The organism is Ruegeria sp. AM7, from assembly GCF_056535965.1.
The window spans coordinates 508,604-533,060 of record NZ_JBQFJE010000001.1; the positions used below are offsets into that span (position 1 = coordinate 508,604).

Here is a 24,457-nt window from a genome sequence, read left to right on the forward strand (position 1 = left end):
ACATTACAGTTCACATTTCACCGGTTTCTATCATTTCATCCGACTGGGCGCACGCTAATGCTTGAATGAAATCAGATACTTCTGAATTTTCTGTGAATGGTTTTGCAAGGCGATCATAAGTCAATTTTTCTTGAGCGCGCGAAATCCAGGTGCAATGAGCCATAGAAACCTTATGTGCATGGATCAAAAGCAGGGCACCGCTTTCGTATAAAAACGCTAAGGTGTCTGATGGCATTTCTCGTACTCTTGGAAGCGATGCACCAAAGCAACCTTCAGGTAGTGAAACGCTTTCGAAAGTTTCTATGGGCTTAAGAAAACCGAGATCAGAGATCATCTGGCATAGCTTGCGTGTTTTGTTGGTCTCGATCGCGCAGGCTTTTAGAAAGACTAGAACGCGGCGTAATTCTTGCGACAGTCCACCAGTGTCATCGAAAAAAGGTTCTCCGTCGGATTTTAGTCCAATCAACTCGGAACGCTCGTTGACCATTAGTCTGTAGTCTTCGGTTTGCGGGTCTGTTACTTCCACCTCAAAAGGGGGGCAGCGCAATCCAGCTGGCACATAGCTTGCAAGCCAGCGACCATCCGGCGCAATAAAAGGTGAAGTCTGTGTTTCGCTCATTGAAAGCAGAGCGACCGGCATGATGTGTTGACCAATTTGTCTGAAAACAATTGGATATGCTGACGCTGCCTGAAAAATTTCCTGGAGAACAACAGAGCAATGCGTAATGTTTTCTGCGAAGTGGTAGGTCTTGAAACGAGACCAACCTTTGTCTTTGTGGCGACAGTAGGTCACTGGTGCCAAGTTAGTTTTTGACATGTGCGGACTTCCGTTCTGGAGTCGCTGCCAGCAATAATTGCCGGCAGCGTGGCAGGAATTTAAACCGACGCGCCGGTCGGGTCGGTATGTAGGATGTTGTCCGCGCTCAGTCCGCTTAGATCATTCAATCCCGTGAACTGAGCGACAGTATCGACCGTTGCCGATCCCGGAGCCGAATAATCAACCTTGACCAGTACGCTGTCCGTGCCGTCGGTGGCGAGTACGAAGATCTCGTCCCCATTCTGTACGCCAGTCAGGCTTTCAACTGCCGTTTCGATGGTGCCAGTTGTCAGATCTGACAAGACAGTCGTGAAGCCCACAACGCCGGTATTCCCGCCCAAAGCGTCCCCTGCGCCGAGGGTCTCAACTCCGGTTCCATTGCCGCGCAAGGAACTTACGTTGAGACCGCTGAACATCAATGCGTCGGTGACGTCGGCAACGGGACCCAAAGTGAAACCTGTAATCGTGTCCACCCCGTTTTCCGCTGGGTCGGCTTCAAACACTACAAGGTCTCGTCCCGTACTGGTCAAGTCGATCGAATCGTCGCCTCCCTGACCGCGCAAAACGTTGTCGACATCGGTTGCCGTGAGGGTTTCGTCACCGTCCGTGCCTAAGTGATAAACTGTTGGACCACCGTCAGGTGTTGTCACGGACAACACTACAGGCTGGCTGGTGTCTTGTACCGTCATGGTGAAAGTTACTAAAGGTTGGGAAAGATCCGTGAACACAGTGGCTGCTCCGCCGAAACTTACTGCCGATGCTCCAACCGGATTGGTGAGAAACAGGTCAAAAGCCCCGTTTTCAACATCCGATCCGGAATCGAACGTTACGACCGATGGGTCAAACCCGAGTTCTGCAGTGATTGCCAAGCCACTCGATATATCTCGGCCAGGGTCTGCGTAAATTTCGAAAGTCAGAGTTGAGCCGTTGCTGTCTGTTTGGACAATCGTATACGCTCCAGGTTCGTGAGCATTGTTCTGGTCCGAAACCGGAAGAGGATCGGAACCTCCGCTTACTGTTGCCGAAGCCTGAAAGTTCAAATTGTCCCCTGCATCAATGCCGGTGAAAGCTGTCGCGCTGACCGGCAAAGACCAACTGCCATCGGCGGCCACAGTCGCAGACCCGACCGGAGACCCGTTCAGCGTAATGTTAACACTTTGTCCTGAACTCAAACCAACTGATGTTCCGGAAACTGTAACGCCCGAGCTCTGGGCGCTACCAAGGTCAACCGCACTATTTGATCCCGTCTGGTTTATAGTCAAAATCGGGCGCAAATCAGTCGTAAGGCTTGTCGTAGCTGGCGTCGCCGAGTTGCCTGCTGTGTCGCTGACCGTCGCTGACAAGGTGAATCCGGTACTGTCCGACAAAGATGAAAGGTCGAGCGTTGGGATTGTCGCGGACCAAGTCCCTCCGGTGACAACAGCTGTGTAAGTTTGATTGTTCAATGTGACTGAAACAATCTGTCCGTCTTCTGCACTGGTCGACCCCGAGACCACAAGATCGCTGGTTGCTTCATTGATATCCAGGATTGGCCCTATTGGCAGCGCATCCAACGTGATGGAAGGTGCGCTAAAATCGGTTTGCAAAGTCCCGGTGTCGCTGGAAACATTTCCGGCTGCGTCCGCAATCGTCGATGTGACATTGTACGTGACCCCATCTTGCAATGTACCCAACGCCGTTGAAGAGGCAGTGTAACTCCATGTGCCACCTGAGACCGTTGTCGTCCCGGAAACATCCACGGTTCCGTCTGGGCGAACAATTTTAACAGTGACAACCGTGCCGTCTGCAGCATCCGATGTCCCAGAAACTGTCATGTCGGTGGTTTGCTCAGATACGTTTAGGACAGCGCCATCGGATAGCCCGGTGATATTGATCGTCGGAGCCGAAAAGTCCGTGTTAAAACTGCTGCTGGCCTCGGATGCAGGATTGCCCGCTGCATCCGAAACATTGGCAGCGACAGAAATCGTAGCGCCATCAGTCAACGCCGACAGATGTGCCGCAGGGATGGTGGCGTTCCAGGTGCCACCGGACACGGTTCCAATGTATGTCTGCCCATTGATTTCAACAGTGACAGCTTGGCCGTCTTCCGCTGTCGACGATCCAGTAACCGTCAAATCAGTTCCCCGCTCGGATGCGTTTAAAACGGTTCCACTAGAAAAGCTGTCGATGCTCAGGGTCGGGGGGGTCACGTCTTTGTCTAAAGTCGCGCTGGCCTGAGGGGCATTAAGACCATCTGTGTCCATCACGTCTGCCGTAATCGTGAATGAGCCACCGTCGCTGAGGGCGACCAGATCAGCTGTGGGGACGGTTACACTCCAGCTGCCACTCGTGATATTGCCGGTATATGTCTGCCCGTTCACTGTTACTGTGACCTGCTGTCCATCCTGTACATTTCCGCTTGTTCCACTGATGGTCAGATCTGCCCCAACTTCAGCGGCATTGATGACACTTCCAACGGGCAGTGGTGAGATAGCGATAGTGGGGCCAGTCAGGTCCACGGGTACAGAACTGAAGGCCGGAGGTGAAACGTTACCGGCGGCATCAGAGGCAACCGCGTTTACAGATACCGGCGTTCCCGTCGTTAACCCCGAAAGATCGGCGACCGGAACCGAAACGCTCCAGCTGCCGCTCGAGGCCGTTGTCGAATATGTTTGACCGTTGAAGTTTACCGTAATTGTTTCCCCGTCGGCGGCCGTGGTCGTGCCGGTCAGTGACAAGTCGCTGCCTACATCAATAAGGTCAATCGACCCACCTGCAACCTGATCTAAAGTGACAGCCGGTGCGGTGAAATCGGTTTCGATGCTGGTCGTAGCCTGAACGGCCGGGTTTCCGGCCTCGTCCTGGACGTCAGCGGTAACAGTAATCGTAGAACCATCGGACAATGCAGCCAGATCCGAGCTGGGAACCGTGACGGCCCACTGTCCTCCTGAGATTGATCCGGTATAGGTTTGACCTCCGACGGTAACCGTAATTGTTTGTCCATCTTCCGCGTCTGTTGTGCCAGAGACTATCAAGTCAGTTGCCTGTTCGGCTGCGTTCATCACGTTCCCAGCTGAGAGTCCTGAAATTGCCACGTTTGGTGGCAATGTATCGATGTCAAAAATGACCGTCTCAGTCGAGATTTCGTTCCCATCAACGTCGAGGCTGCGGACGACAACACTTGTCACGCCTTGAGGTAGGTTGGCTGCCTGTGCAGGCGATAAAGACAGGCTCCAGGTTCCATCGCTGTTCAAGGTGGCCGGCGCGACAAAACTTCCAATAGCAACTTGGACTGACTCCGCGCCTTCAGCCGAGTTTATGTTCAATGCGGCACTGCTCAATGCGGTGGATTGTACACCAGAAAGGTTCAGGTGAGGGTAGGTCGGAGCCGGGGGAGGAGCAGAGTCGCCACCGCCTCCTCCTCCTGCGCCGGCTGCTGCAGCCCCTGCCAGCCCAAGCCCCCCAAGTGCAGCGCCTACGCCGCTGATGCCACCGGCACTAGCCGCGCCGCCAGCTTCGGCCGCCAGGCTGAATTGTGCAATTTCGGCCACCGCATCCTCGGCTATCATAATGGCGCCGCTTTCAAGAATTTGAACCTTTTCAGCTGCAACGACCATCGTTTGACCATTTGCCAATTTCAGAAGAACATCTCCGTCCTTCAACAGCTTGACCGATCGAACACCTGGAATGGTTTCCGCGAATTGGAAGGCGTAGAGTTCCTCGATAGTGGCCTGAGCAAGTGCGGGCAATGCCAACAGAGTTGAACCAAGACCACCGGCTAGTCCTGTTCCGGCCCAACGGCGCATCTTTCCGTCGATCCACTTGTGTAGTTTGGACTTGTCAGCTGCCTTCGCCTGCAATTCGTGCGTAGGGGTTCTGGATTCAGGTTCTTTGGTCATCTTACCCTCATATGTGGTGTCCGCGTCCGCCCGATGGGGCAAGTTGCTGTTCATCTGTCTTTCCCATCTGTGACTCATGCGGTCGGACCTGAAAAATTTGTGTTAATCTGAAACTGAACTCCTCGTTTTCACCACAATCGCGCTTTTGTTTCGGTCTGGGCATCAGGTCATCCTATTCACGAAGCCAGATGTGGCGTGGGGTGATGGTTATGATGCTTCAGTTCGAAGGAGTGGTTGCAACGGGAAGTGCAGCGCTCGATTCAGGTATCGGCGATACGGCTTTAAAAACGTTTAACGGAGAAACGTATCTGTACAGCGTGACGGGCCCAGGCGGCGGCGTGGTTGTTTGGAAACTGATCGACGGTGCGATCCCGCAAGTGCAAGACACCGAGTATTTTGCGGGTTCGATCTCGTTTCAGGTTGGACGTATTGGAACACCTGTTTCCTTTGCTGACGGGGACCAACTGGTGTTGGACGTGCGCTCGGCCAGCGGATTGGTTGGGTATGAACTGAATCCAGACGGCACAATCGGGGCGCTACAAGAAACAGGAACACTTGTGGGAGGCGGGGATGTCTCTGCCGTGGCCCAGTTGTCTGGTGGAATTTTGGCTGTAGCTCATGAAACCACCGGGGAGATTGCGACCTATAACCTCAACGGTGATGGGACTGTGCGTCTTGCGGGGTCAAGCACGGGCAAAGCTGATTCGATGCAAGTGATACAGATTGGGTCCAGTTCGATTCTGGTGACCAGCGATGCCACTTCCGGGACAGTCGAAACCTTCAGTATCGATCACGGAACAGGCGCAATCAGTGAAGTGGATAATGCTGACACGCTTAGCACCTTGGGGATTGCGACACCGACCGCAGTGGAAGTCGTTCAGGCTTACGGTCAGTCCTGGGTTGTGGTTGCCGGTGCCCAGAGCAACTCGTTGAGTGTCATGATGCTTGGCAGTGACGGCAGTTTGACCCCCACAGATCATGTGCTGGATTCTTTGCACACACGATTTGGCAATGTTCAGGATCTCGAGGTTGTCGAGGTGAACGGCCATGTTTTCGTTGTCGCCGGCGGAGGAGATGACGGTATTACACTGTTCACCATGACGCCTGACGGGCAACTGATTCACCAAAACAGTTTCGAAGATACGCTTCAAAGCGGTCTGCAAAACGTAGAAGCCTTCAGCGTTGCACATGTGGGTGACGAGTTGCAGATACTTGTAGCCTCGCAGCAGGATGCGGGACTGACACAGCTGTCCGTCGATGTGTCCAATTTGGGCATCGTACGTGACGGGTTCGGTACTGTGAACGGAACAAGTCAGAACGACATCCTCAGCGGCAGCATTCTGGAAACAACTTTGAACGGTGGAGCAGGGGACGATATTCTGATTGCGGGCACCGGAGCGACAATAATGACGGGCGGGGCTGGTGCGGACATTTTTGTTGCCCAATACGGAAGTGACCCTATTACGATTACGGATTTTCAGGCCGGGATCGATCGGTTGGATGTGTTTGATTACCCTCTACTCAGAACGCCCGAACAATTGACCTTTACGTCCACGGCAACAGGTGCGGTAATCGAGTACCTGAATGAAACGATCGAGGTAAATTCGAACACGGGTAGCCCGTTGTCGCTTGTACAGGTGTTCGGGGCGGGATTTGGAGGGCCGGACCACATTCCCGTCGATTTTGGCAACTTCGGTGGGCTTGATCCCGGCAGCTCGGACGGCATTCAGGGTGACATTACGATTGATTCCACATCTACAAATGCGGGGTTAAGCGACGCTGAGATCCGCTTTTCGATAGATGGAGGCGGGACCGTGAGCGTGCGGGCTGACGACGATGGGGTGTTCGACTTGGGCCTGCCATCAGGAACCTTCACGGGTGAGTTGGATATCGTGAAAGGGTATTCAACGGCGTCAGGAGACATTACAGCCCTTGATGCTCTTCAGGTTCTTCGTATTGCGGTTGGACTTGACCCGACATGGGGGCCGGCTACCGCCGAAAATCTGATTGCGGCGGATATCAACAGGGACGGTGCAGTGAACGCGTTGGATGCGCTTGCGGTCTTGCAAGTGGCCGTTGGGCAATCTTCTTCACACCAGGCGGAATGGGTTTTTATCGACGCCGATGCCGACCTTTCTGGTGTCACCAGAACCAATGTCAATTACGAGACGGGCGCAGATATCGTGGTGGTCGACAATGTCCTGGCTGCTGACATGACCTCAATTCTGCTAGGTAACCTCGAGTCAGTTTAAGCCCGTTCTCAGGTCATTCACGGAATGCTCGATTGAAATAGTCTGATAGCGGTTTGACGAGGAAGGAAAGGGGCGTTCTTTCGTCCGTCTTGATCATAGTCTCAACAGGCATACCAGGTAGCAGTTCCTGGCCATTCAGACGTTCGACCTGGCCGTCATCGGGTGTTACTTCAGCGCGGTAAAAGGTTTGACCTGTTGCCTCGTCAGTGAAAGTGTCGGCTGACACATTGATCACCTTGCCCGCTATTTCCGGCGTTTCACGTTGGTTAAAGGCTGTGAAGCGCAGCAGAACGGGTTGCCCGACATGCAGCTGATCCACATGGATCGCATCCACTCGTGCTGCAACCAGTAACGGTGTGTCTTGCGGCACAATATACATCATAGGCTCACCTGCCTGAATCACCGATTGCAAGGCAAATACCTCGCTGCCATAAACGGTGCCGGTGACCGGAGACCGAATATCCAGGCGCGACAAGCGAACGGTTAACGACAATCTCCTTTCCGCAAGTTCTGCGATCTGGGCCTGAATGTCCCTCAGTGTTGCAATGGCTTCCTCGCGCCGTGTCGCGGTCAACTCGACGATTTCAATTTCCGTCGAAGCGATCTGCCCGCGAAGTCGCGCGATGGATGCCTCAAGACGTCCGATTTCCCCGGTCAGGCTAGCCTGTTCACGCTGCAGGGCCAGAACGCGGCTTGCAGGGGTTAAACCACGTTTAAACAGGCTTTGCTGGTCTTCCAGTTCTTCGTTGATCAGCTCCATCTGACGGCGCAGGGAAGCCAGTTGAGAATCGTTGCCTTTGATCTCACTTTCAATCTGAACAAGCTGGTTGCGCAATTGTCCGGTCTGTTGTGTCAGCGTTTCCAGGCGCGCTTCGAACAGACGCTGTTGTCCGTAGACAAGGTCATCGGCCAAACCTTCTTGCATTTGAAGCTCATGCAACTGCGCCGCCAGGTTGTCGATAGAAACACCGTCGCGTTCGGCTTCCAAACGGGCTCTGCGCGCCAGAAGCTCGAACAGCTGCGCTTCGACAATGGTTTTTTCAGAGGTGAGGAAAGTATCATCAAGCCGCACCAGCAAGTCGCCGCTATCCACTGCATCTCCGTCGCGGGCAAAAAGCTCTCCGACTACGCCGCCGTCGGGATGTTCAACGACCTGACGATTGCTTTCCACTTCGATGGTACCTTGGGACACGATGGCACCGGCAAGTCGTGTACGAACCGACCATATACCCAACCCACCAACTAGGATCGCCAAGGCAACAAACCCGACGATAGCAGGGAAAGTTATGCGCCAGACAGGCCGTATATTATTTGCGTCCTGTTCCGGCATCAGTCGCTCGCCTTTTCTCGGGTTACCTTGACAGTCGTTTTGCTAAGGTCGCGTTTGATCACGTTGGCATTTTGTACCATAGCTCCTAAAACCTCGTCCCGATTTCCGGATTTCACGACCTGCCCTTTTTCAATAACGACCAGGTCGTCGCATTCTGAAATTGCCTGCGGGCGGTGGGTCATTATGATGGCGGATTTTCCTTCGGACTTGAGACCGCGAATTGCCGCGTTCAGTGCCTCGGTTCCATCGGCATCCAAGGCCGAGTTCGGCTCATCCAATATAAGCAGAACCGGATTTCCATAGAGCGCGCGTGCTAGAGCAATACGTTGCTTCTGGCCACCTGATAGCTGGCTGTCATTGCCATCAAGAAACGTGTCATAGCCTTTGGGCAACGTTAAAATCAGATCATGAGCATTTGCCTTTTTGGCGGCGTCTACCACGGCCTGAGCATCCGGGTTCTCGGACATGCGCGCGATGTTTTCCGAGACGGTTCCGTTGAACAGCGTCACATCCTGCGGCAGGTATCCAATGTGCTGTCCCAACTCGCCGGAATCGTATTGATCCAAGGTTGCCCCGCCCAAGCGGACCTCTCCATTTACGGGACGCCAAAGGCCCAAAAGCGCCTTTGCCAGTGTTGACTTTCCTGACCCGCTTTTCCCGATCACGCCGAGCGCTTTTCCCGGCTCCAAAGACAAGGACACATTGCGCAATGTCGGACTTTCCGCGCCAGGCGGAATTAGCGTGACCGTCTTGGCCGTTAAATTGGCCTCGGGTGTGGGCAGTTTTGTGCGCAGAGCGTCGGGCGGCGTAGATTGCAGGAACTCGTTCAATGAGCCCCATGCAGTTTTGGCGCGCTGAACCATCGACCACTGTCCTATAGCCTGTTCAACCGGGGCCAATGCTCGGCCCAGTAGGATCGACGCGGCGATCATAGCACCTGGCGTCACTTCGTTGCGCAACACCAGCAACGCGCCAAGGGCCAACATGGCAGATTGTAAGAACAGACGGAGGGACTTTGTCAGAGATGAAAAGCTGCCCGTCCAATCACTGGCGGAAATCGTTTGCCGCAATGCGTCCGTCCGCTGTCGCTGCCAGCGGTTGGTGATGTCTGTTTGCATACCCTGAGCGCGCACAATCTCAGCGGCTTGGCGGGCATGTTCCGAAAATGAGTTGGCCTTGGCCGAAGCAGATTGTGCGGCGGCGATTTTGCGATGCGTCAGTTGTTGGTTCATCAGAGCGATGACGACCAAAACCGCACCTCCTGCGATGGCCAACCATCCTAGCAGCGGATGAAAAAGGAAAATGGCCGCCAGAAAAACGGGTGTCCACGGAATATCCATCACAGCCAGCAATACCGGTGATGAGCATAGGTTTTGAATGGATTCCAGATCCCGCAGGGCCGTTGCCGGAGCTGCACGGACTTGTGGATGCAGAGATCTGCGCATAGTGGCGTCAAACACCCGTTCATCCAGCTGGGATTGGAACCGTGCACCAAACCGCGCAACAATCCGACCGCGGGCATAGTCTAACATGGCCATCAGGGCATATAGCAGAGCGACTAACAAAAAAAGCGCTGCCAGCGTTTCCACCGCGCGTGAACCAAGCACCCGGTCGTAGACCTGCAACATAAAAAGAGGGCCGGTGAGCATCAAAAGGTTAACAAACACACTGAACAGGAAAGCAAGCGCCAAGAATTTTGCACCCTGATTGCGCGCGGCTCTAAGCTCCTCGCGAGGGGCAGGTGGTGGTACTAAGTCATTTTTCACGAACGGAACCCTGGGTCCTGAGAGCTTTGACACATCTTAGACTGATGGTCAGAAAGAGAAAATGCCAGTCTAGGCTGAAGCCAGAAAACAGCGTGGTGTTCGCAACAAATGAGCCAGCCGAAATGGTTCGGAAGCAGCCAGCGTCACTTGGCTTCTAATGCTGTTTTAAAGAAGGATTGGACAAGTCGAGAGTCTCCGCGCTCTTTCAAATGTGCTAGATAATAGCGGGTCTCAACCTTTGCATCTCTAAGCGGAATTGCGCGCAGATTGGGGTGTGAAACGAATTCGAAATCGGCGACGAAGCCGATTCCGATACCCTGTTCTACAGCCTTCCAAATAGCTTCCCTGCTCCCCAACTCCAGAATTGGATCCAGAACGACTCCTCGTTTTTCCGTTTCGGTTTCGATGGCCAACCGCGTGGTGGAACCGACCTCGCGTCGGACTACTCGTTGTCGGTGAAGGTCGGCAATTGAGATACTTTCCTTATGGTAAAAAGGGTGGTCGGAATTTACGAACGCCACTACTTGGTGTGTACTATAGAGCTGAGTTGTCACTCGGGGGTCAGATTGAACTTCGGCCAGGATGGCGACATCAGCGTCGTAGGACAGAATCCGATCAAAACACCTTTGCGAATTGCCAAACCAAACCTCAATGTCGATCGCCGGGTATTTGGATTTGAAGGCAACGATCATATCCGTTGCATGAAAAGGACCGACCGCGGCAATACTGAGGCGACCGGCGTGAAATCCCCGAAACGACTCCAGCAGCGTTTCGGCGTCAATCTCAGCCTGGTGCAATCGCGATGTAATGGCTAACAATTCTTCGCCTGCGTTTGTCAGATGTACTTCACGCCCAACGCGGTTGAAAAGTTGAATATTATAGCGGCTTTCGAGGTCTTTTACCTGTGTCGAGAGCGTAGGTTGCGTGATGTTGAGCTCCCTCGCGGCAGCTGAGAACCCTCGGAATGTCGCAACCGCATGGAAAGATCTGAGCTCGGATTTAAGCATTGAGAAAACCTGAATTTACATCCGCATTTATTAGAAAAGTATATATATCGAGCTCGGGTTATTTGAAAGAAAAGACCAAATCCCGAGTTGCGATGGTTGCAAAGATTTCATTCAGCTAGCTAACATTGCTCAGAGTATTTACATCCTTTGACAGGTTTTTAGGGCTCCGGAATGAGCGGAATTGATTATATCTATAGCTATGATGGCCGCTCGTTCTTGGCGGGTTCCGGACAAGCAAAGTTTCTGCGATTGGCTTCGGACAAAGGCCAGCCAGAAAGCGCGCAAACTTATCTGAAAGCGAAAGCCATTCAGCCGGACTTGACCGCAAAAGCTCTGCGCGCGATATCTGAAATTGTTGGTTCACGATTCTATGTTCCGCCCGCCATGCTGGCGCGAATCCTGCGCGAAGCTGACCCGGTTGCGACCGTCGGGCGAGAATGTGTCCGGTTTGAAGGGTTTTCCGCCTGTTGCAGTGTGTATGCGCGACTGGACCTCGAGCAGGAGTCGCTTGAGGTGGAAAAGCGGAGAACTGGCACTGCGAATGTGGATTTTGGGCCTGAATTGCGTGCTCTGTTGGCGCAGGTGAAACCAAGCAGCGAACTAACAATCGGAATCGGTTCATCCTTTGTAGATATTGCGCATGAAAAAGGCTGCGTGACAGAACGCAAAGTTCCGCTGCCGTTGCGCTGGCTGAAAGGGTTCGCCGAAGTACAAGGGCATCTTGCAGGTATGGAGAAGGTTTTTTCCCTTCCGTCCGTGCCGGCACAAAGGTTTTTGCGTACGTTGCCGCGTTCAAAATCCGATCATTTGCTCTGGGTTTCTGCCGCGGGAAACCGTGTGCGAACGATGACGCGTAAAAGCGCTGATAGTGTACCTTTGCGTGGGGCGCATCGTTTACGTGTTTTGGAGACTCTGGCGAGTAAAGCGCGATATTTGAATGTTTATGGAAACCCGTCACTTGGAAGTTCTGCCTGGGAGTTGGATTTCGGCTCTCAGAGATTCACGTTGGTATTGAACGCAGAGCCTTGGCGCGGCTTTTCGGGGGATGGACGGTTGCTGTCTGATTTGGTTCATCCGAACAGCTGCGTTCCGATCATTCGCGCCCATTTGAATTGGCAAGATAGTCTCGACCTAGCGTTTATGGGGCATGAACGTGGCGTATCAGGCGCAGACATTCGTCAGGCGATCTCACATCTGGCGGCAATTGGCCAAGTTGGTTTTGACCTTTCTCGTAACGCCTGGTTCCACCGGCAGCTCCCGTTTGGTCTGGAGCGTCTGCGGGCGCTCAACCCTCGTCTCAAGTCCGCGCGGGCGCTTTTTGACAGCAAGGCTGTGACGTTGTCGCAAAATGGCGCCGACGTAGTCAGTGAAAACGTTACTCACCGGGTGCGTCTCTCTCAAGGCGGATACAGTTGTACTTGTCCGTGGTACGCCAAACATCAGACGACGCGGGGGCCCTGCAAGCATGTTCTTGCAGTGGAGATGGAGTTGGAGCGTTTGCATTGAACGAAGCGGATTTCATCCGGTTGGTCACGACAAAGTCGGCCAAGCGTGTCCTGAAGGCACTGGCCGATCTTTCCGAAGAAGACCGCCGTAAACTTGCTCCAACTGCGCTGAAAGTTCAAAAGCGTCAGCAGAAAGCAGCCTGGGACGTTCAGTTCAAAGGTCTCAAACCTCCAGTTGATCTCGCCAAGGATTTGGAGGCTTTGGGCGTGGCTGTCTTGGCAACGGCGCGCCCGTCCGAATACAGCTGCGGCGATTGGCGCATTCTGCCAAGTTCAATTCCGCTGGAGGAGGTTTTTGCCGTACTGAACCCAAGCTGGATGAACGCGTGGGCCGAAGCTGCGGTCGAAGATAACCCTCGATTGATTACTACAATCCAGGCCCTTGTTAACAAGGGGCTTTGCACCATCCCCAAAACTGATGCTTACATACTTGGATATTATGCTGGACAGGCCGGCATTCCGGAATTGGCTCGCACACAATTTCTTGCCGAGGATGTCTGGCGGTTTTTTGAGGTCGAAGGTGGCGGCGACCTCAGCCTAGCCGCATGCGATAAGTACTGTGGGCGAAATGTTTCATGGGCCAACTTACTGATTGAACTCAGCCAGGACGGAGCTTTGGACAGGCAAAGGCTTCTGGATGCATCTTTGGATGCGTTAGAGCGGGACTTTGGCCAGTTCAGGGCTGGGTGGTATTCCCGGTTCCACGTCGCTATGAATCCCACGGAAGATGAGATTGCACACCGGGCAAACCGTTACCTCGACTTGCTGAGCAGCCCTGTTCCACCCACTGTTGCATTCGCCCTTAAGTTTTTGAAACGGATGGACACAAATGGGGGGGTGGACCCGACTTTACTTGTGACTTCTATTGAACCGGCGCTTCAAAGTAGGCAAAAATCATCGGCAAAACTCGCGATAAAGCTATTGAAAAGCAGTGCCAAACGGCATCCCCAATGCGTGCATGACTTGGCCAAAGTCGCCGTTTCGGCCCTGATATCTGAGGCCGGAGAGGTTCAGGCGCTGGCGCTTGATTTGGTCGAAGAACTTGATCAGGTGAAAGATGCCGAAATACAGGCTGGGATGCGGGATTACCTGGAGTTGGCAGCTCCTACTGTTCAAACTCGACTTGCCGCTCATCTGCAAGACGCTCCTGTCCAAACCAATGAAACCCCTTACCCAACTCCAGTGCTCGAAGACGTCGTTCCAGTTGCGTCGGCGGAAGAAGCTGTTGAAACGTTTTTGGCGCTGCTTGAACACTGCGATGATGCAGTACTGACCGAGCGTGCTCTGGATGGCATGGCACGCTTTGGCGCGTCAGCAGAGCCTTTGCTGAATCCGTTGGCCAAGCGGGCAAACCAGTTGAGGGCGCGCGGGATTGATGCTGGGCTTGAAAGCAGAAGCCATCTGCAGATTCCTATTGCAGCTACGGCCCTCGCGTGGGCGCGCGGTAGCGATTTTGTGGCGGAAATAGAACCTTCCCTGCAGCCCCGATACTCCGGTCATATTCCTTTGGGAACCGATCCAAACAGCTTTGTTGGTATGTTCTCTGCGCGTTCTGCTGAACTGCTGGCATTTGTGCAGGCCGGTCTATCGGTACCCATGTTGTCTGCTCCGACCGACAATCGTGGATACCTGGCTCCGCAACAGCTGATCCAGCGTATGAATGAGTACCGGCAGAAGAAGTTGGTTCCGGGACAGGCGGATTTTAAGTTGGCGCTAATGCGACTCGCGCCAGAGGATCGCGAAGCAGCCCTTTTGGATTTCACGCCCGAAACCGAGGAAGAAAGAGCCCTGGCCTACGCAATGGGCGCAGATCACATTCCCGAGAAAGATCCGCAATTATGGGCGCTTGCCTGGGCTTCACGGCTGCCATGTAGACCTGATCCCGCAGTTCAGAAGTTGGTCGGAAACTCCATTCCCGGAGCGGGTGTACCAGCAATTTATACGTTCCACGCCGAAATTCGTCGGATCGACGAATATTTCTGGCCTATGCCGCGGGTGGACATTTCGCCTGAGATACCCAAGCATCTACCCCGAGAATTGGGTTTTGCTGTGCCGGCAAAGCTTGCGCACACATATCTTGGTGATCCAGGTGTCAGTTGGTTCACTCACCCAAGCCCGTGGGTCGGTTTACTTAGACCCTCGCAATCAGAACTGTTTTTTCTGTCTGGTATCTTCGAGTTGGAACTCGATCAGAAGTTAACCAACCACTTCTGTCTGATGTTTTTGGACCCTTTCTTCAGACCGGGACTAAACACCGGTCCGATGTCTCACGCAATGTTGGCTTGGTATTTGGCTAGCGCCGATGAAGGGATCGGAACAAGCTCGGTTGATGCGCTTGCGACGGTCATCGCGCAGAGGACGTTCAGTCCGACCGAATTCGCTGCCGCCGCCCGTCAGCTTGTCTTTTTCGCAGCGTTGCCGCTGCGGCGATGGACCAAGCGTTTGGCCGAGGTGGCAGGTGTGTCCGCTCAGCATGGCAAGGCGGTCAGACGCGCCTTGTCCTGGATGTTGGTGGACCTGCCCGACGATGTGCCACGAGATTTGGGTGGGTTGCTTGAGTTGCTGCACGAGTTGTGTACCGCGAGCGGCACGGGTCTTGAGAATACAGAAGCCGTTGTCGCGCTCAACAACATAAAGGTTTCGGGCAAAACAGGTAAGTTCGCCAAAAAGCTGGTCGGTTTTAAAGGCCCTATAGACTAGGGTCTGGCTCCGGCCGAATTGACAAAGATCGAGTAGACGGACGTCGATGCGGTGATGAACAGAACATTTCCCCGCGCTCCACCAAAAGTCAGGTTGGCAACGGTTTCGGGCACTCTGATTTTTCCTAGCAGATCACCGTCAGGAGAAAATACATGAACCCCGTCCGCTGCCGAGCACCAGATATTGTCGTGTCGATCTACACGCAGCCCATCAGGAAGGCCGTTGTCAATCTCACAAAACTCAGCGCCGTTCGCAAGAGTGCCATCTTCGCCCACATCAAAAACGCGAAGAACAGACGGTACAGATGGATCGTGGCTGCTGCCGGACTCAGCGATGAAAAGACGAGTTTCATCCTTTGAAAATGCCAGCCCGTTTGGTTGGACAAAGCTTTTCGTGACCGCAGTGATTTCAAACGAATTGGGATCGACACGATACACGAAACTGCCGTCCTGTTCGGGCTCGGCTTTGTACCCTTCCAAGTCTGACAGTATTCCATAGGTTGGATCCGAGAACCAAATGGAACCATCCTGTCGCACGACCACGTCGTTGGGAGAGTTCAGGAGTTTCCCCGCGTGGCGATCTGCAATCACAGACCTGCTGCCGTCGTGCTCGGTCCTGATCACCGATCTGGTTCCGTGATGGCAGGTTACCAGACGACCCATCGGATCGCGGGTGTTGCCGTTGGCATAGTCCGAATGCTGCCGGTAAACACTCACCCCTCCGTCGGGTGTCCACTGACATATCCGCGCGTTCGGAATGTCTGAAAACAGCAGCAGATTATGAGCAGGAAACCAAACAGGACCTTCAGTCCAGATATGTCCCGCAGATATTCGGGAAAGCCCCACATTGGTGTGGATCAGATCGCGAAATTCCGGGCGTATAATTTCATATGTCTGCGAAAGGGTCATACATCATATCCTTTGCGACTGGCCAATGCGACGACCCCGACGATAACGACACCGGTCAGGATCAACCGAATTCCGGCCCCTAGCCCGTACGAGTTCAGCATTGAGACGATCAAAAACATAAAGAGAGCGGCACCCCAGATACCGGGCACATTTGAATTGCCGCCACCGATGGATGACCCTCCGATCACGACCACGGCAATTGACATCAACATGTATTCGGTTCCCATGTTCAGGTTGGCCCCGCCCGAGAAGCTGGCGAGTAAAAACCCCGCAAGTGCAGCGCAGACGGCCGAGTTCACGTAGACGCCAAAACGTACTGCGTTGACGGGCACTCCGCTGAGACGGGCGGCGCGCAGGTTTTGACCGATTGCGGAAATCCAGCGGCCGGCAATTGCGCGCTCTAGCACGACCCACGCGAGGATGGCCAACAGGATGCCGACTACGGCGATGTTCGGAATACCAAGTGCGCCACCGGTTGCGAATTCTGCCAACGGTTCGGGCGGTTTGATCCGCAGGCCCCGGTTCGACCAGATCGCAAGCGACTGGTACAGGAACGAGGCTGAAAGCGTGGCGATAATAGGCGGGATACGCAGCAACAGTATCAGGCCAAAGTTAATGATCCCGCAGCCGATTCCAACCCCGATTGCGACCAGCAGGCCGGGCAAGATCATCGCGGTTTCACTGTCCATGAACTTCAAAGCAAGCGTGGCTGCCAAAGTCATCGAAGCTGGAATGGACAGGTCCACGTTGCCGGGCCCCAAAGTGATAACCAACATCTGACCAATGCCGACAATGGCCGAAAAAGACGCAAAGGTCAGGGCGGCGTAAAACAGCGACCCGGCCCCGGATCCGGCGATCAGACTGGTTGCGCCGAAGGTAATGGCAGCCGCAAGAAACGCCCAAATCCAGGGTTTGCTTAGTAACGCGCGTACGGGGGTTTCAGCGGTCATCGGTTCTGATGCGTTGTCGGTCATGCAGCGGCCCCTTTGCGGATGAACACAAGCCGAACGGCAAGAACAAGGATCAGGATCGCGCCCTGCGCGCCAATCTGCCAGTCCGGTGACAGGCGCAGAAACGACAGGAAACTGGCGGCCAGCGTTAAAGTCAAAGCACCAATCACGGCCCCGAAAGGAGAAATGCGACCGCCGACGAATTCTCCGCCGCCGAGAATGACGCCAGCTATCGACAACAGCGTATAACGCAGCGCGATATTGGCATCCGCGGCGGTTGTCAGCCCGACCAGAGACATCCCTGCAAGTACGCCAAACAGCCCCGCCAGCCCGTAGGCCGAAGCCCGCAATCGCACCAAGGACCATCCGGCACGTTCCATTGCACGGTCATTTCCGCCGACACCCTGTAGGATCACTCCGATCCAAGATCGCTTGATCAAGAAGTGCACGGCCAATGCAATGACCAGTGGTGCAACAACGGCGATCGGAACCAGCGGAGTCTTCAGGCTCATCAGTGTTTTCAGCCATTCCGGCGACGCTCCACCGGGGGATGGCAGGATCAAGACCGCTAGGCCTCCCCAGACAAAGGACATGCCCAATGTAACAACGATGGCGGGCAATCCGCGTAATTGGATCAATGCACCCAGCAGCGCGTAAGCCAAGATGGCTGCGGCAAGGATCATGTAGCCAATGACAGGGGTGTCATGGACAAATGTCGCCGTAACGCAGGCGCAAAAACTGACAAACGTCCCGATGGACAAGTCGATGTCATTGACCATGATGATCATCATCTGGGCGATGGTGGCCAAAGCCACTGGTATGGCAAGATTGAACAGCAGGTTCAGACCAAAATAGCTCATCGCGCGGGGCTGCAGGTAGAACACGGCCCCCAACAAAACAACAAGCGACAAAACCGGTAGGGCCAGGCGTAGACGATCGCCGCTCATTGCACTGCCTCCTGCATTTCGAATGAAGCATGCAGGATGTTTTCTTCGTTGATCGCATCACCGACCAGTTCTGCAGCGATTTCGCCAGCGCGAAACACAAAGACCCGGTCACATTCCAGAATTTCGTCGGTCTCGGTCGAGTACCAAAGAAAGCTGCGGCCTTTGGCGGCTTCGTTTTGAATCATTTGATAGACTTCTTTTTTCGTTCCGATATCCACGCCGCGCATCGGATCGTCCATCACGACCAAAGGGGCCGAGGACGCAAGGGCACGGGCAAACAGGACCTTTTGCTGATTGCCGCCGGACAGAGATAGTATCGGGTTCAGCAGGTTGTCTGTGCGAATCCCGATCCGGTCTTTCCATTTCTGAACCAGCCCCGACTCGGCCGGTCGGTCGACCATCCAGCGTTTGCTGAACTCCGGTAAGGTCGTCAAAGATAGGTTCCGCAAAATGGACCATAAGGGCATCACACCGTCTCGGGCGCGATCACCGGCCACGAAAACAACCTCGGGGCGCTTGCCTGATTTCCAGACGGAGGAATGGTCAAAGAAGATCTGAGCCAGCGCTTCGGCCTGCCCATGCCCGGCCAGACCGGCCAAACCCACAATCTCGCCCTGGCGCGCGTTCAGCCCTATAGCAGAGCTGACAAGGACAGGCCCCAGCTCCCGTTCGGATCGCGCGCTGCCCTGCCCGTCGTCATCTGGTGCGACATGCCCCATTGCGTCAACGATGGATTGACGGGTAAACGCCTGTGCCGGCTTGTCATCGACGATCTGACCGTCTTTCATGATCACGATGCGGGTTGAGACGTCGAAAATTTCGCCCATCATGTGCGAAATGAACAGAACCGCTCCGCCCTCGGAACAGTAACGCTTGATATGGTCCAGCAACTGCTGAGCGATTGCCGCATCCAGCGACGAGGTTGGTTCGTCCAGAATGACAAGACTGGGCTCGCTGTCGCGGTCGGCGAAAGCGATGGCGATCTCGACCATTTGACGTTCGGCAATACTAAGATCGCCAACTGTGGCGCGAGGGCGAATGCCATGGCCGGGAAAGACAAGGTCCAGAGCGTCCGACATTTTCTGCGACGCGATTTTGCGCCAGCCTTTGCGCGGCATATTGCGATACGGGATCCGCAGGTTTTCCAGAACCGTCAGATTTGGACAAAGCGAGAGTTCCTGAAACACGCTGCGCACTCCGGACGCCTGCGCGTTTTCGCTGTTTTTATGGGCGGGGTCCGAGACCCGATACCGAACCGCACCTTCTGTTGGGGTTAAACGCCCATTGATCACATTGGCCAGCGTTGATTTCCCTGCGCCGTTATGGCCAACAAGACCAACACATTCCCCGGCTTTGATCTCGATCGACGCGGCCCGAAGCGCCTGAACCGGCCCAAATGACATATGGGCCGCGTCCAGCGCGACAACCGGCGCATCAGGTGCGCCGGATATCGTTTGCAAGTCTTTCATCGATTTACTTGGACGAAGCGATCACGGCCTTGGCATCTTCCAAGGAGTATTCGACATTCGCAACCGAACCCTTGGGCGTGGTTTTCAACGCGTCTTCAAGTTCGTCCTGTGAAATAGCAAGGAAGGGAACGGTAAGGTCCTTGGGCACCTCATTTCCGTCCAGAACCTGTTGTGCCACCCAGAAGGCCAGGGTGCTGACACCGGGTGCAATCGACAGCGAAGTCGTTTCATAACCGTTCGCGGCTTTTTCATCTGACCACCACTGCAGCTCATCCTGCCGGTTACCCATAACGATGGTTGGCATTGCCCGATCGGTGGCTCCGATGGCTTGTGCGGCTCCATAGCCGTCACCGCCTTGGGTCACGACACCGACAATCTCGGGCAGGCTGGGCAAAATACCCGCAACGGCTTTCTGAGCCACATCTTGAGCCCAATCGCCATGGACCGAACCCACGATTTCGAAGTTGGAGTTCTTCACTTCGTCATGGATGCCGGCGCTGATTTCGTCGTCCACGAAAACGCCTGCCAAGCCCCTGATTTCAAGCAGATTACCGCCTTCGGGATAGCGTTCAGCCAAGTATTTGACCTGTTCGCGACCCATTTGTTGGAAATCGACGGCGATGCGCCATGCGCAGGGTTCCTGTACGATACCGTCAAAGGATACAACGGTAATTCCGGCGTCACAGGCAGCTTTGACGGCGCCGTTGATCGCTGTGGGCGAGGCTGCGTTGATCACGATCGCATCATACCCCTGCAGGATCATGTTTTGGATCTGCGCAGCCTGCTCGGTGGCCTGGTTTTCGGACGTCGTAAAGGCATCAGCGGCAGCAACTTTACCGTCTGCAACCGCGGCCTCTCCGACTTTTTGCCAGCTTTCCAGCATCGCTTGGCGCCATGAATTACCGGCATAGTTGTTGGACAAGGCGATGCGCTTGTCAGATGTGTCCGCCACGACGTTGGTGGCTGCGAATACCGTGATCCCGGCGGCTGTGCCGAGCATAATGGCCTTGAGTGTCATTCTTTCCTCCCTCGGCGGCCGATCCGCCGCACAAAAACCGCGCCCGCTCCTCCGGGACGATGTCGAAAAGATTCCCCGGCAGGTCCGAAAGGTTAAGAGTAGGATGCGCGCAAAGCTTGCGGGTTCCCGCAAAACTGTTGCGGTAATCCGCATGACAGGATCGGGGCAGACTTCTATACTCTGGTGTGTTGGCCGATTTACTGAAAGTGCGTCGATGGCTGATCTTGCCTACTACCTTAGGATTTCCAACCACCTGGCGGGAAACCTGGACATCAAATCCGCGCTGCGCTCGGTCAAGTCCGAGATCGACCGCATTCTGCAGGTCGATCATTTGGATGTTTGTCTCATCGACGACAAAGGAAACTGGAATACAAGCTACGAAGTAGGTCTTCGCACGAGTTGGAGCCGCACGCGGGCTCCTGTCGAGGTATCTCCGGTGCGCGATATACTGCGCGGTGAATGTGACAGTCTACTCACTGGAAATGCTTTGGAGGACCCGCGATACGTTTTCGAAGGCGCAGACTGCGGACCCATCATCAGGCACGAAATGCGCAGCCGTGTGAATGTTGCGATGAAGGTACTTGGCCGTACGATCGGGGCGCTGAACTGTTCTTCCCGAAAGCCCGATTTCTACGATGAACAGGCCTTGGAACAAGTGCGCAATATCGCAGATATCCTTGCCCCATATTTCTATGCCTTGCGTGCAAATGAACAAACACGGCGCGAAGCGATCATGCGTGCGGAACTACAAGCCCGTGAGGAAGGGTTGCGTCTAGGTGCACTTAGCCTGACAGATGCGTTGGAACTGGAGCGCCAACGGATCGGCATGGACTTGCATGATCAGACTTTGGCCGACATGACCCGTATCAGTCGTGAGTTGGAGCGGTGTAAGACAGCTAAAGACATCGAAGTGCTCCGCGGCAATTTGCAGATCTGCATTCAGGGTCTGCGGGAAATAATCGATACATCCATTCCATCGTTGTTGGAGCTGTTTGGCTTTCAACACGCTGTCCGGACTCATTTAGAGCGCGCGGTAGGCGCTGATCAGGACATCGAGATCGACGTGCGTGATTTTTCTGATGGTCTGATAGATGACCTGCCACAAACCAAGCGGATCGCTTTGTTTCGGATTGCACAAGAAGCCATCAACAATGCTGTACGTCATGCGGATGCTTCTTCGATCCTGGTCGAGATCGAATGTCGCGAAGGGCTTCACTTGCGGATCAGGGACAATGGCGCAAGCGCCTCCGCACTCGAGACAAAAAAGGCGTCTGGTGGTCTGACCCATATGCGCACACGCGCCAGATTGATCGCCGCGCAGTTTGACATACGGTGTTCTGAAGGCACTGAAATCAGTGTTTGTCTTCCGGTGTCCGAATGTCCCAACAGAAAGGTGAGTGCATGAAAGTTCTGTTGGTCGAAGACGACGCGATGCATGCCAATTACTTGAAGGAATTGGTTCAAGAAGCTTTGCCCGAGGCGTCAGAGGTAAGTCTGGCGACAAATGGCCGGGACGGAGAAATTCAGGCCCGTCAAGACGCCGTTGAAGCCATTGTCATGGACCTGCGCATGAAAGAGCGCAATGGTATCGAGGCCGCGCGCACCATTTGGTCAGAACGACCTGACACGCGTATTCTATTCTGGTCAAACTACTCGGATGAGGCTTACTTGCGTGGCATCGCTCGGATCGTGCCGAAAGAGGCGGCTTATGGTTATGTCCTAAAGACGGCCAGCCCATCCCGGATGCATCTGGCGTTGCGGGCGGTGTTGCTTGAGGCTCAGATCATGGTGGATCGCGAGATTCATCAGATTCAAAGGGATCAGAGCCGGTCCGGTGAAGCCCTGACCGAGGTTGAACTAGCCATCCTGACCGATCTTGCGCTTGGCTTGCCGGATAAGGCGATTGCTGCCCGTCGCAAACTGGCGCTGCGGACGATACAAAACCGACTGCTTTCGATATACGAAAAACTGGATGTGAACGATTTGCTGATTGATACCGGCGATGTCGCGATCAACAAACGTGTCCGCGCCGTATCAAAAGCAATGACGTCTCAGATTCTGAACAACGAAGCCATCGTCGCGGCAGAGAAAGACCTCAGCAGCTGGTTGGCCCGATCATCTTTTCCCGTATAGCGCCGCGCGTCAGGCAGGCAGAATGTTGTGGTTCAGCCGGAACAGGTTTTCCGGATCATAATGCGCCTTGACCTTGGCCAGTCTCATCCCGTTTTCACCGTAGGCACCGGCCATGTGATCGGCCTCATCTTCGGGCATGAAATTGACATAGGCGCTGCCGGTGGCATGGGGCGTCATACGATCATAGAGGGCGCGTGCCCATGCAATGCATTCGTCGTCTTTTTGCGGGTCCTCCCACCGGGTATGGACGTTCATGATGAAATGGGCGGACCGTTCCGGATATGCAGTGGCGTCGGAAGACACGCGGGCCATGGCACCGCCCACATGCGCAATAAACACCTCGCATGCCGGGTCGGGCAAGCTGGAGATACCATTCAGCAACCCCGTTATCGCATCTGATGACAACGTGCTGAAATCGTGACTTTTCCAGTAGTTTCGCGCACCCGGTGTCAAAAGCGGGTCAAACGCCGCCTGCCAGTCCACAAAGGCGTGGGGCGAAATGACATCCACAATCGGAGAGCCCAACCCGCGTAGTTCCTTCATGGCGTCCTCGCCATCTCCCATGGGGCCGGCATAGCAGGCGGCAAAGATCAGAACTTCCCGCCCGTGCCATTCTTCGGGCAGGAAGGGCAAAGGGGGCGCTTTGCGCATCACGCTCCAGACTGTCAATTCATCGGGTGCAGAATCCGCTATTTGCACATACTCGGCCAACAAGCCTGGCGCGGCTTCGATGGGGTGAACAATCAGTCCGGATAGGACCTGAGGACCGAGAGGATGCAGTTGGAATTCAAACGAGGTGACGACGCCGAAATTCCCCCCGCCACCACGGATTGCCCAAAATAGATCGGGGTGGCTGGACGGTGATGCAGTGACGATCATACCTTCCGCTGTGACCACCTCGGCTGAAAGAAGGTTGTCGATAGTCATGCCAAACTTGCGTGTGGTCCAGCCGAAACCTCCACCCAGGGTCAATCCGGCTGTACCGGTTGTCGAGTTGATACCGAGCGGAACGGCCAAGCCGTGGGCCTGCGTCTCGCGGTCAACGTCGCCCAGCAAGGCGCCAGGTGCGACCCGAGCAGTTCTGGCCATCGGGTCTACGTGGACTGATCGCATCTGGGACAAGTCCAGCATAACCGCATCGTCAGCAACAGCGTGACCGGCGATCTGATGTCCGCCCGATCGAACTGACATGACCAGACCAGCGTCCCTTACAAAATTCACTGCCTTTTGTACGTCGCTTGCACCCAAAGCCTGAATGACGAATCCAGGATGGCGATCCACGATACTGTTCCAGGTTGTGCGTGCTGCGTCGTATTCCGCAGTACCTTCGCAATACACGCCACCGCGTAAAGCCGCACTAAGATCATCCAGTGAAGACTGGTCAACTTGGGCCGAAGTCCCATGCAGAGTTTTTACGTCGAACATAATCGATGCCTTCCTTAATAATGGAAGGTCTCTTGCCACTTGCCTCTGATAGAAATTGGAGTTTCAATTATTGCGTCTTACGCGAAAACTCCCGGATCTATCCGATCTACCGGAGTTATAACATCTGCCGGAATATTCAGGCGCGCGGCTGCTTTTCTCAGGCTTTCCTCGTCAGGCGCTTCGTAAAGACAATAGGTTTTGCGTTTATCGGCACTAAGGAACGAGAAGATCCATTCGACCCCCTCCTCATCGTTAATTTCCTTGATGTGCGCTTTGCTGTCGTCCGTGATATTCAGCTGTTCGGCGAAATGGCGTTCAATAATATATCTTGGCATATGCACCCCCAGGGCAT

At 54.5% G+C, this 24,457-nt stretch carries 17 protein-coding genes; 5 read left to right on the forward strand and 12 right to left on the reverse strand.

Going from position 1 to position 24,457, the window contains the following annotated elements:
- Positions 1–10: 10 nt before the first annotated feature.
- Positions 11–817, reverse strand: a complete 807-nt coding sequence (locus ACR3EG_RS02210) for a SapC family protein (RefSeq protein WP_480482525.1) — start codon at positions 815–817, stop codon at positions 11–13.
- 59 nt (positions 818–876) lie between these two features.
- Positions 877–4,695 (reverse strand): beta strand repeat-containing protein, encoded by a 3,819-nt coding sequence (locus ACR3EG_RS02215; protein ID WP_480482527.1) that lies wholly within the window; start codon positions 4,693–4,695, stop codon positions 877–879.
- 203 nt (positions 4,696–4,898) lie between these two features.
- Between ACR3EG_RS02215 and ACR3EG_RS02220 the strand changes: the two genes are divergently transcribed.
- A complete protein-coding gene (locus ACR3EG_RS02220) occupies positions 4,899–6,947 on the forward strand; it encodes a dockerin type I domain-containing protein (protein ID WP_480482529.1) in 2,049 nt (682 codons plus the stop codon).
- A gap of 13 nt (positions 6,948–6,960) precedes the next feature.
- On the opposite strand, the gene ACR3EG_RS02225 is transcribed toward ACR3EG_RS02220, so the two are convergent.
- The 3 genes from ACR3EG_RS02225 to ACR3EG_RS02235 all read right to left on the reverse strand — a co-directional run bounded on the left by ACR3EG_RS02225 (position 6,961) and on the right by ACR3EG_RS02235 (position 11,050).
- Positions 6,961–8,277: an HlyD family type I secretion periplasmic adaptor subunit gene (locus ACR3EG_RS02225; protein ID WP_480482531.1), complete on the reverse strand. Its 1,317-nt coding sequence runs from the start codon at positions 8,275–8,277 to the stop codon at positions 6,961–6,963.
- Entirely contained in the window at positions 8,277–10,043 is a 1,767-nt protein-coding gene (locus ACR3EG_RS02230; protein ID WP_480482533.1) for a type I secretion system permease/ATPase, read from the reverse strand. The genes ACR3EG_RS02225 and ACR3EG_RS02230 overlap by 1 nt, the downstream gene beginning before the upstream one ends.
- Before the next feature lie 143 nt (positions 10,044–10,186).
- The gene (locus ACR3EG_RS02235; RefSeq protein ID WP_170754209.1) at positions 10,187–11,050 is read right to left on the reverse strand and encodes a LysR substrate-binding domain-containing protein; all 864 of its coding nucleotides are present in this window, start codon (positions 11,048–11,050) and stop codon (positions 10,187–10,189) included.
- Between the two features lie 171 nt (positions 11,051–11,221).
- Here ACR3EG_RS02235 and ACR3EG_RS02240 point away from each other — a divergent pair, with 171 nt between their 5' ends.
- Together ACR3EG_RS02240 and ACR3EG_RS02245 are read left to right on the forward strand one after the other, a co-directional pair.
- Positions 11,222–12,556 (forward strand): SWIM zinc finger family protein, encoded by a 1,335-nt coding sequence (locus ACR3EG_RS02240; RefSeq protein ID WP_480482535.1) that lies wholly within the window; start codon positions 11,222–11,224, stop codon positions 12,554–12,556.
- Positions 12,475–15,255, forward strand: a complete 2,781-nt coding sequence (locus ACR3EG_RS02245) for a DUF6493 family protein (protein WP_480482537.1) — start codon at positions 12,475–12,477, stop codon at positions 15,253–15,255. The genes ACR3EG_RS02240 and ACR3EG_RS02245 overlap by 82 nt, the downstream gene beginning before the upstream one ends.
- Here the strand turns inward: ACR3EG_RS02245 and ACR3EG_RS02250 are convergent.
- The 5 genes from ACR3EG_RS02250 to ACR3EG_RS02270 are packed head-to-tail and all read right to left on the reverse strand — an operon-like array spanning position 15,252 to position 20,547.
- Positions 15,252–16,163: an SMP-30/gluconolactonase/LRE family protein gene (locus ACR3EG_RS02250; protein WP_480482539.1), complete on the reverse strand. Its 912-nt coding sequence runs from the start codon at positions 16,161–16,163 to the stop codon at positions 15,252–15,254. The genes ACR3EG_RS02245 and ACR3EG_RS02250 overlap by 4 nt on opposite strands.
- Complete coding sequence (locus ACR3EG_RS02255) at positions 16,160–17,137, reverse strand: ABC transporter permease (protein WP_480482541.1); 978 nt, start codon at positions 17,135–17,137, stop codon at positions 16,160–16,162. The genes ACR3EG_RS02250 and ACR3EG_RS02255 overlap by 4 nt, the downstream gene beginning before the upstream one ends.
- Positions 17,134–18,060 carry an ABC transporter permease gene (locus tag ACR3EG_RS02260; protein WP_480482543.1) on the reverse strand — a complete coding sequence of 309 codons (927 nt, stop codon included), beginning with the start codon at positions 18,058–18,060 and terminating at the stop codon, positions 17,134–17,136. Before ACR3EG_RS02260 ends, ACR3EG_RS02255 begins: the two co-directional genes overlap by 4 nt.
- Positions 18,057–19,529, reverse strand: coding sequence for a sugar ABC transporter ATP-binding protein (locus ACR3EG_RS02265; RefSeq protein ID WP_480482545.1), 1,473 nt, complete (start codon positions 19,527–19,529; stop codon positions 18,057–18,059). Before ACR3EG_RS02265 ends, ACR3EG_RS02260 begins: the two co-directional genes overlap by 4 nt.
- 4 nt (positions 19,530–19,533) lie before the next feature.
- Positions 19,534–20,547, reverse strand: coding sequence for a substrate-binding domain-containing protein (locus ACR3EG_RS02270; protein WP_480482547.1), 1,014 nt, complete (start codon positions 20,545–20,547; stop codon positions 19,534–19,536).
- 214 nt (positions 20,548–20,761) lie between these two features.
- Here ACR3EG_RS02270 and ACR3EG_RS02275 point away from each other — a divergent pair, with 214 nt between their 5' ends.
- Both ACR3EG_RS02275 and ACR3EG_RS02280 read left to right on the forward strand, forming a co-directional pair.
- Positions 20,762–21,952, forward strand: a complete 1,191-nt coding sequence (locus ACR3EG_RS02275) for a GAF domain-containing sensor histidine kinase (RefSeq protein ID WP_480482549.1) — start codon at positions 20,762–20,764, stop codon at positions 21,950–21,952.
- Entirely contained in the window at positions 21,949–22,680 is a 732-nt protein-coding gene (locus tag ACR3EG_RS02280) for a response regulator transcription factor (protein WP_480482551.1), read from the forward strand. The genes ACR3EG_RS02275 and ACR3EG_RS02280 overlap by 4 nt, the downstream gene beginning before the upstream one ends.
- Positions 22,681–22,689: 9 nt before the next feature.
- On the opposite strand, the gene ACR3EG_RS02285 is transcribed toward ACR3EG_RS02280, so the two are convergent.
- On the reverse strand, positions 22,690–24,105 hold the full coding sequence (locus ACR3EG_RS02285) for an FAD-binding oxidoreductase (RefSeq protein ID WP_480482553.1): 1,416 nt from the start codon (positions 24,103–24,105) through the stop codon (positions 22,690–22,692).
- 77 nt (positions 24,106–24,182) lie between these two features.
- Positions 24,183–24,440: a DUF4242 domain-containing protein gene (locus ACR3EG_RS02290; RefSeq protein WP_480482555.1), complete on the reverse strand. Its 258-nt coding sequence runs from the start codon at positions 24,438–24,440 to the stop codon at positions 24,183–24,185.
- Positions 24,441–24,457 lie beyond the last annotated feature (17 nt).

Coding starts and splice junctions, on each gene's coding strand:
- ACR3EG_RS02260 (WP_480482543.1), bottom strand. CDS start 18,060: ATGAGCGGCGATCGTCTACGCCTGGCCCTACCGGTTTTGTCGCTTGTT.
- ACR3EG_RS02275 (WP_480482549.1), top strand. CDS start 20,762: ATGGCTGATCTTGCCTACTACCTTAGGATTTCCAACCACCTGGCGGGA.
- ACR3EG_RS02240 (WP_480482535.1), top strand. CDS start 11,222: ATGAGCGGAATTGATTATATCTATAGCTATGATGGCCGCTCGTTCTTG.
- ACR3EG_RS02270 (WP_480482547.1), bottom strand. CDS start 20,547: ATGACACTCAAGGCCATTATGCTCGGCACAGCCGCCGGGATCACGGTA.
- ACR3EG_RS02255 (WP_480482541.1), bottom strand. CDS start 17,137: ATGACCGACAACGCATCAGAACCGATGACCGCTGAAACCCCCGTACGC.
- ACR3EG_RS02220 (WP_480482529.1), top strand. CDS start 4,899: ATGGTTATGATGCTTCAGTTCGAAGGAGTGGTTGCAACGGGAAGTGCA.
- ACR3EG_RS02285 (WP_480482553.1), bottom strand. CDS start 24,105: ATGTTCGACGTAAAAACTCTGCATGGGACTTCGGCCCAAGTTGACCAG.
- ACR3EG_RS02225 (WP_480482531.1), bottom strand. CDS start 8,277: ATGCCGGAACAGGACGCAAATAATATACGGCCTGTCTGGCGCATAACT.
- ACR3EG_RS02210 (WP_480482525.1), bottom strand. CDS start 817: ATGTCAAAAACTAACTTGGCACCAGTGACCTACTGTCGCCACAAAGAC.
- ACR3EG_RS02215 (WP_480482527.1), bottom strand. CDS start 4,695: ATGACCAAAGAACCTGAATCCAGAACCCCTACGCACGAATTGCAGGCG.
- ACR3EG_RS02265 (WP_480482545.1), bottom strand. CDS start 19,529: ATGAAAGACTTGCAAACGATATCCGGCGCACCTGATGCGCCGGTTGTC.
- ACR3EG_RS02235 (WP_170754209.1), bottom strand. CDS start 11,050: ATGCTTAAATCCGAGCTCAGATCTTTCCATGCGGTTGCGACATTCCGA.
- ACR3EG_RS02250 (WP_480482539.1), bottom strand. CDS start 16,163: ATGACCCTTTCGCAGACATATGAAATTATACGCCCGGAATTTCGCGAT.
- ACR3EG_RS02280 (WP_480482551.1), top strand. CDS start 21,949: ATGAAAGTTCTGTTGGTCGAAGACGACGCGATGCATGCCAATTACTTG.
- ACR3EG_RS02290 (WP_480482555.1), bottom strand. CDS start 24,440: ATGCCAAGATATATTATTGAACGCCATTTCGCCGAACAGCTGAATATC.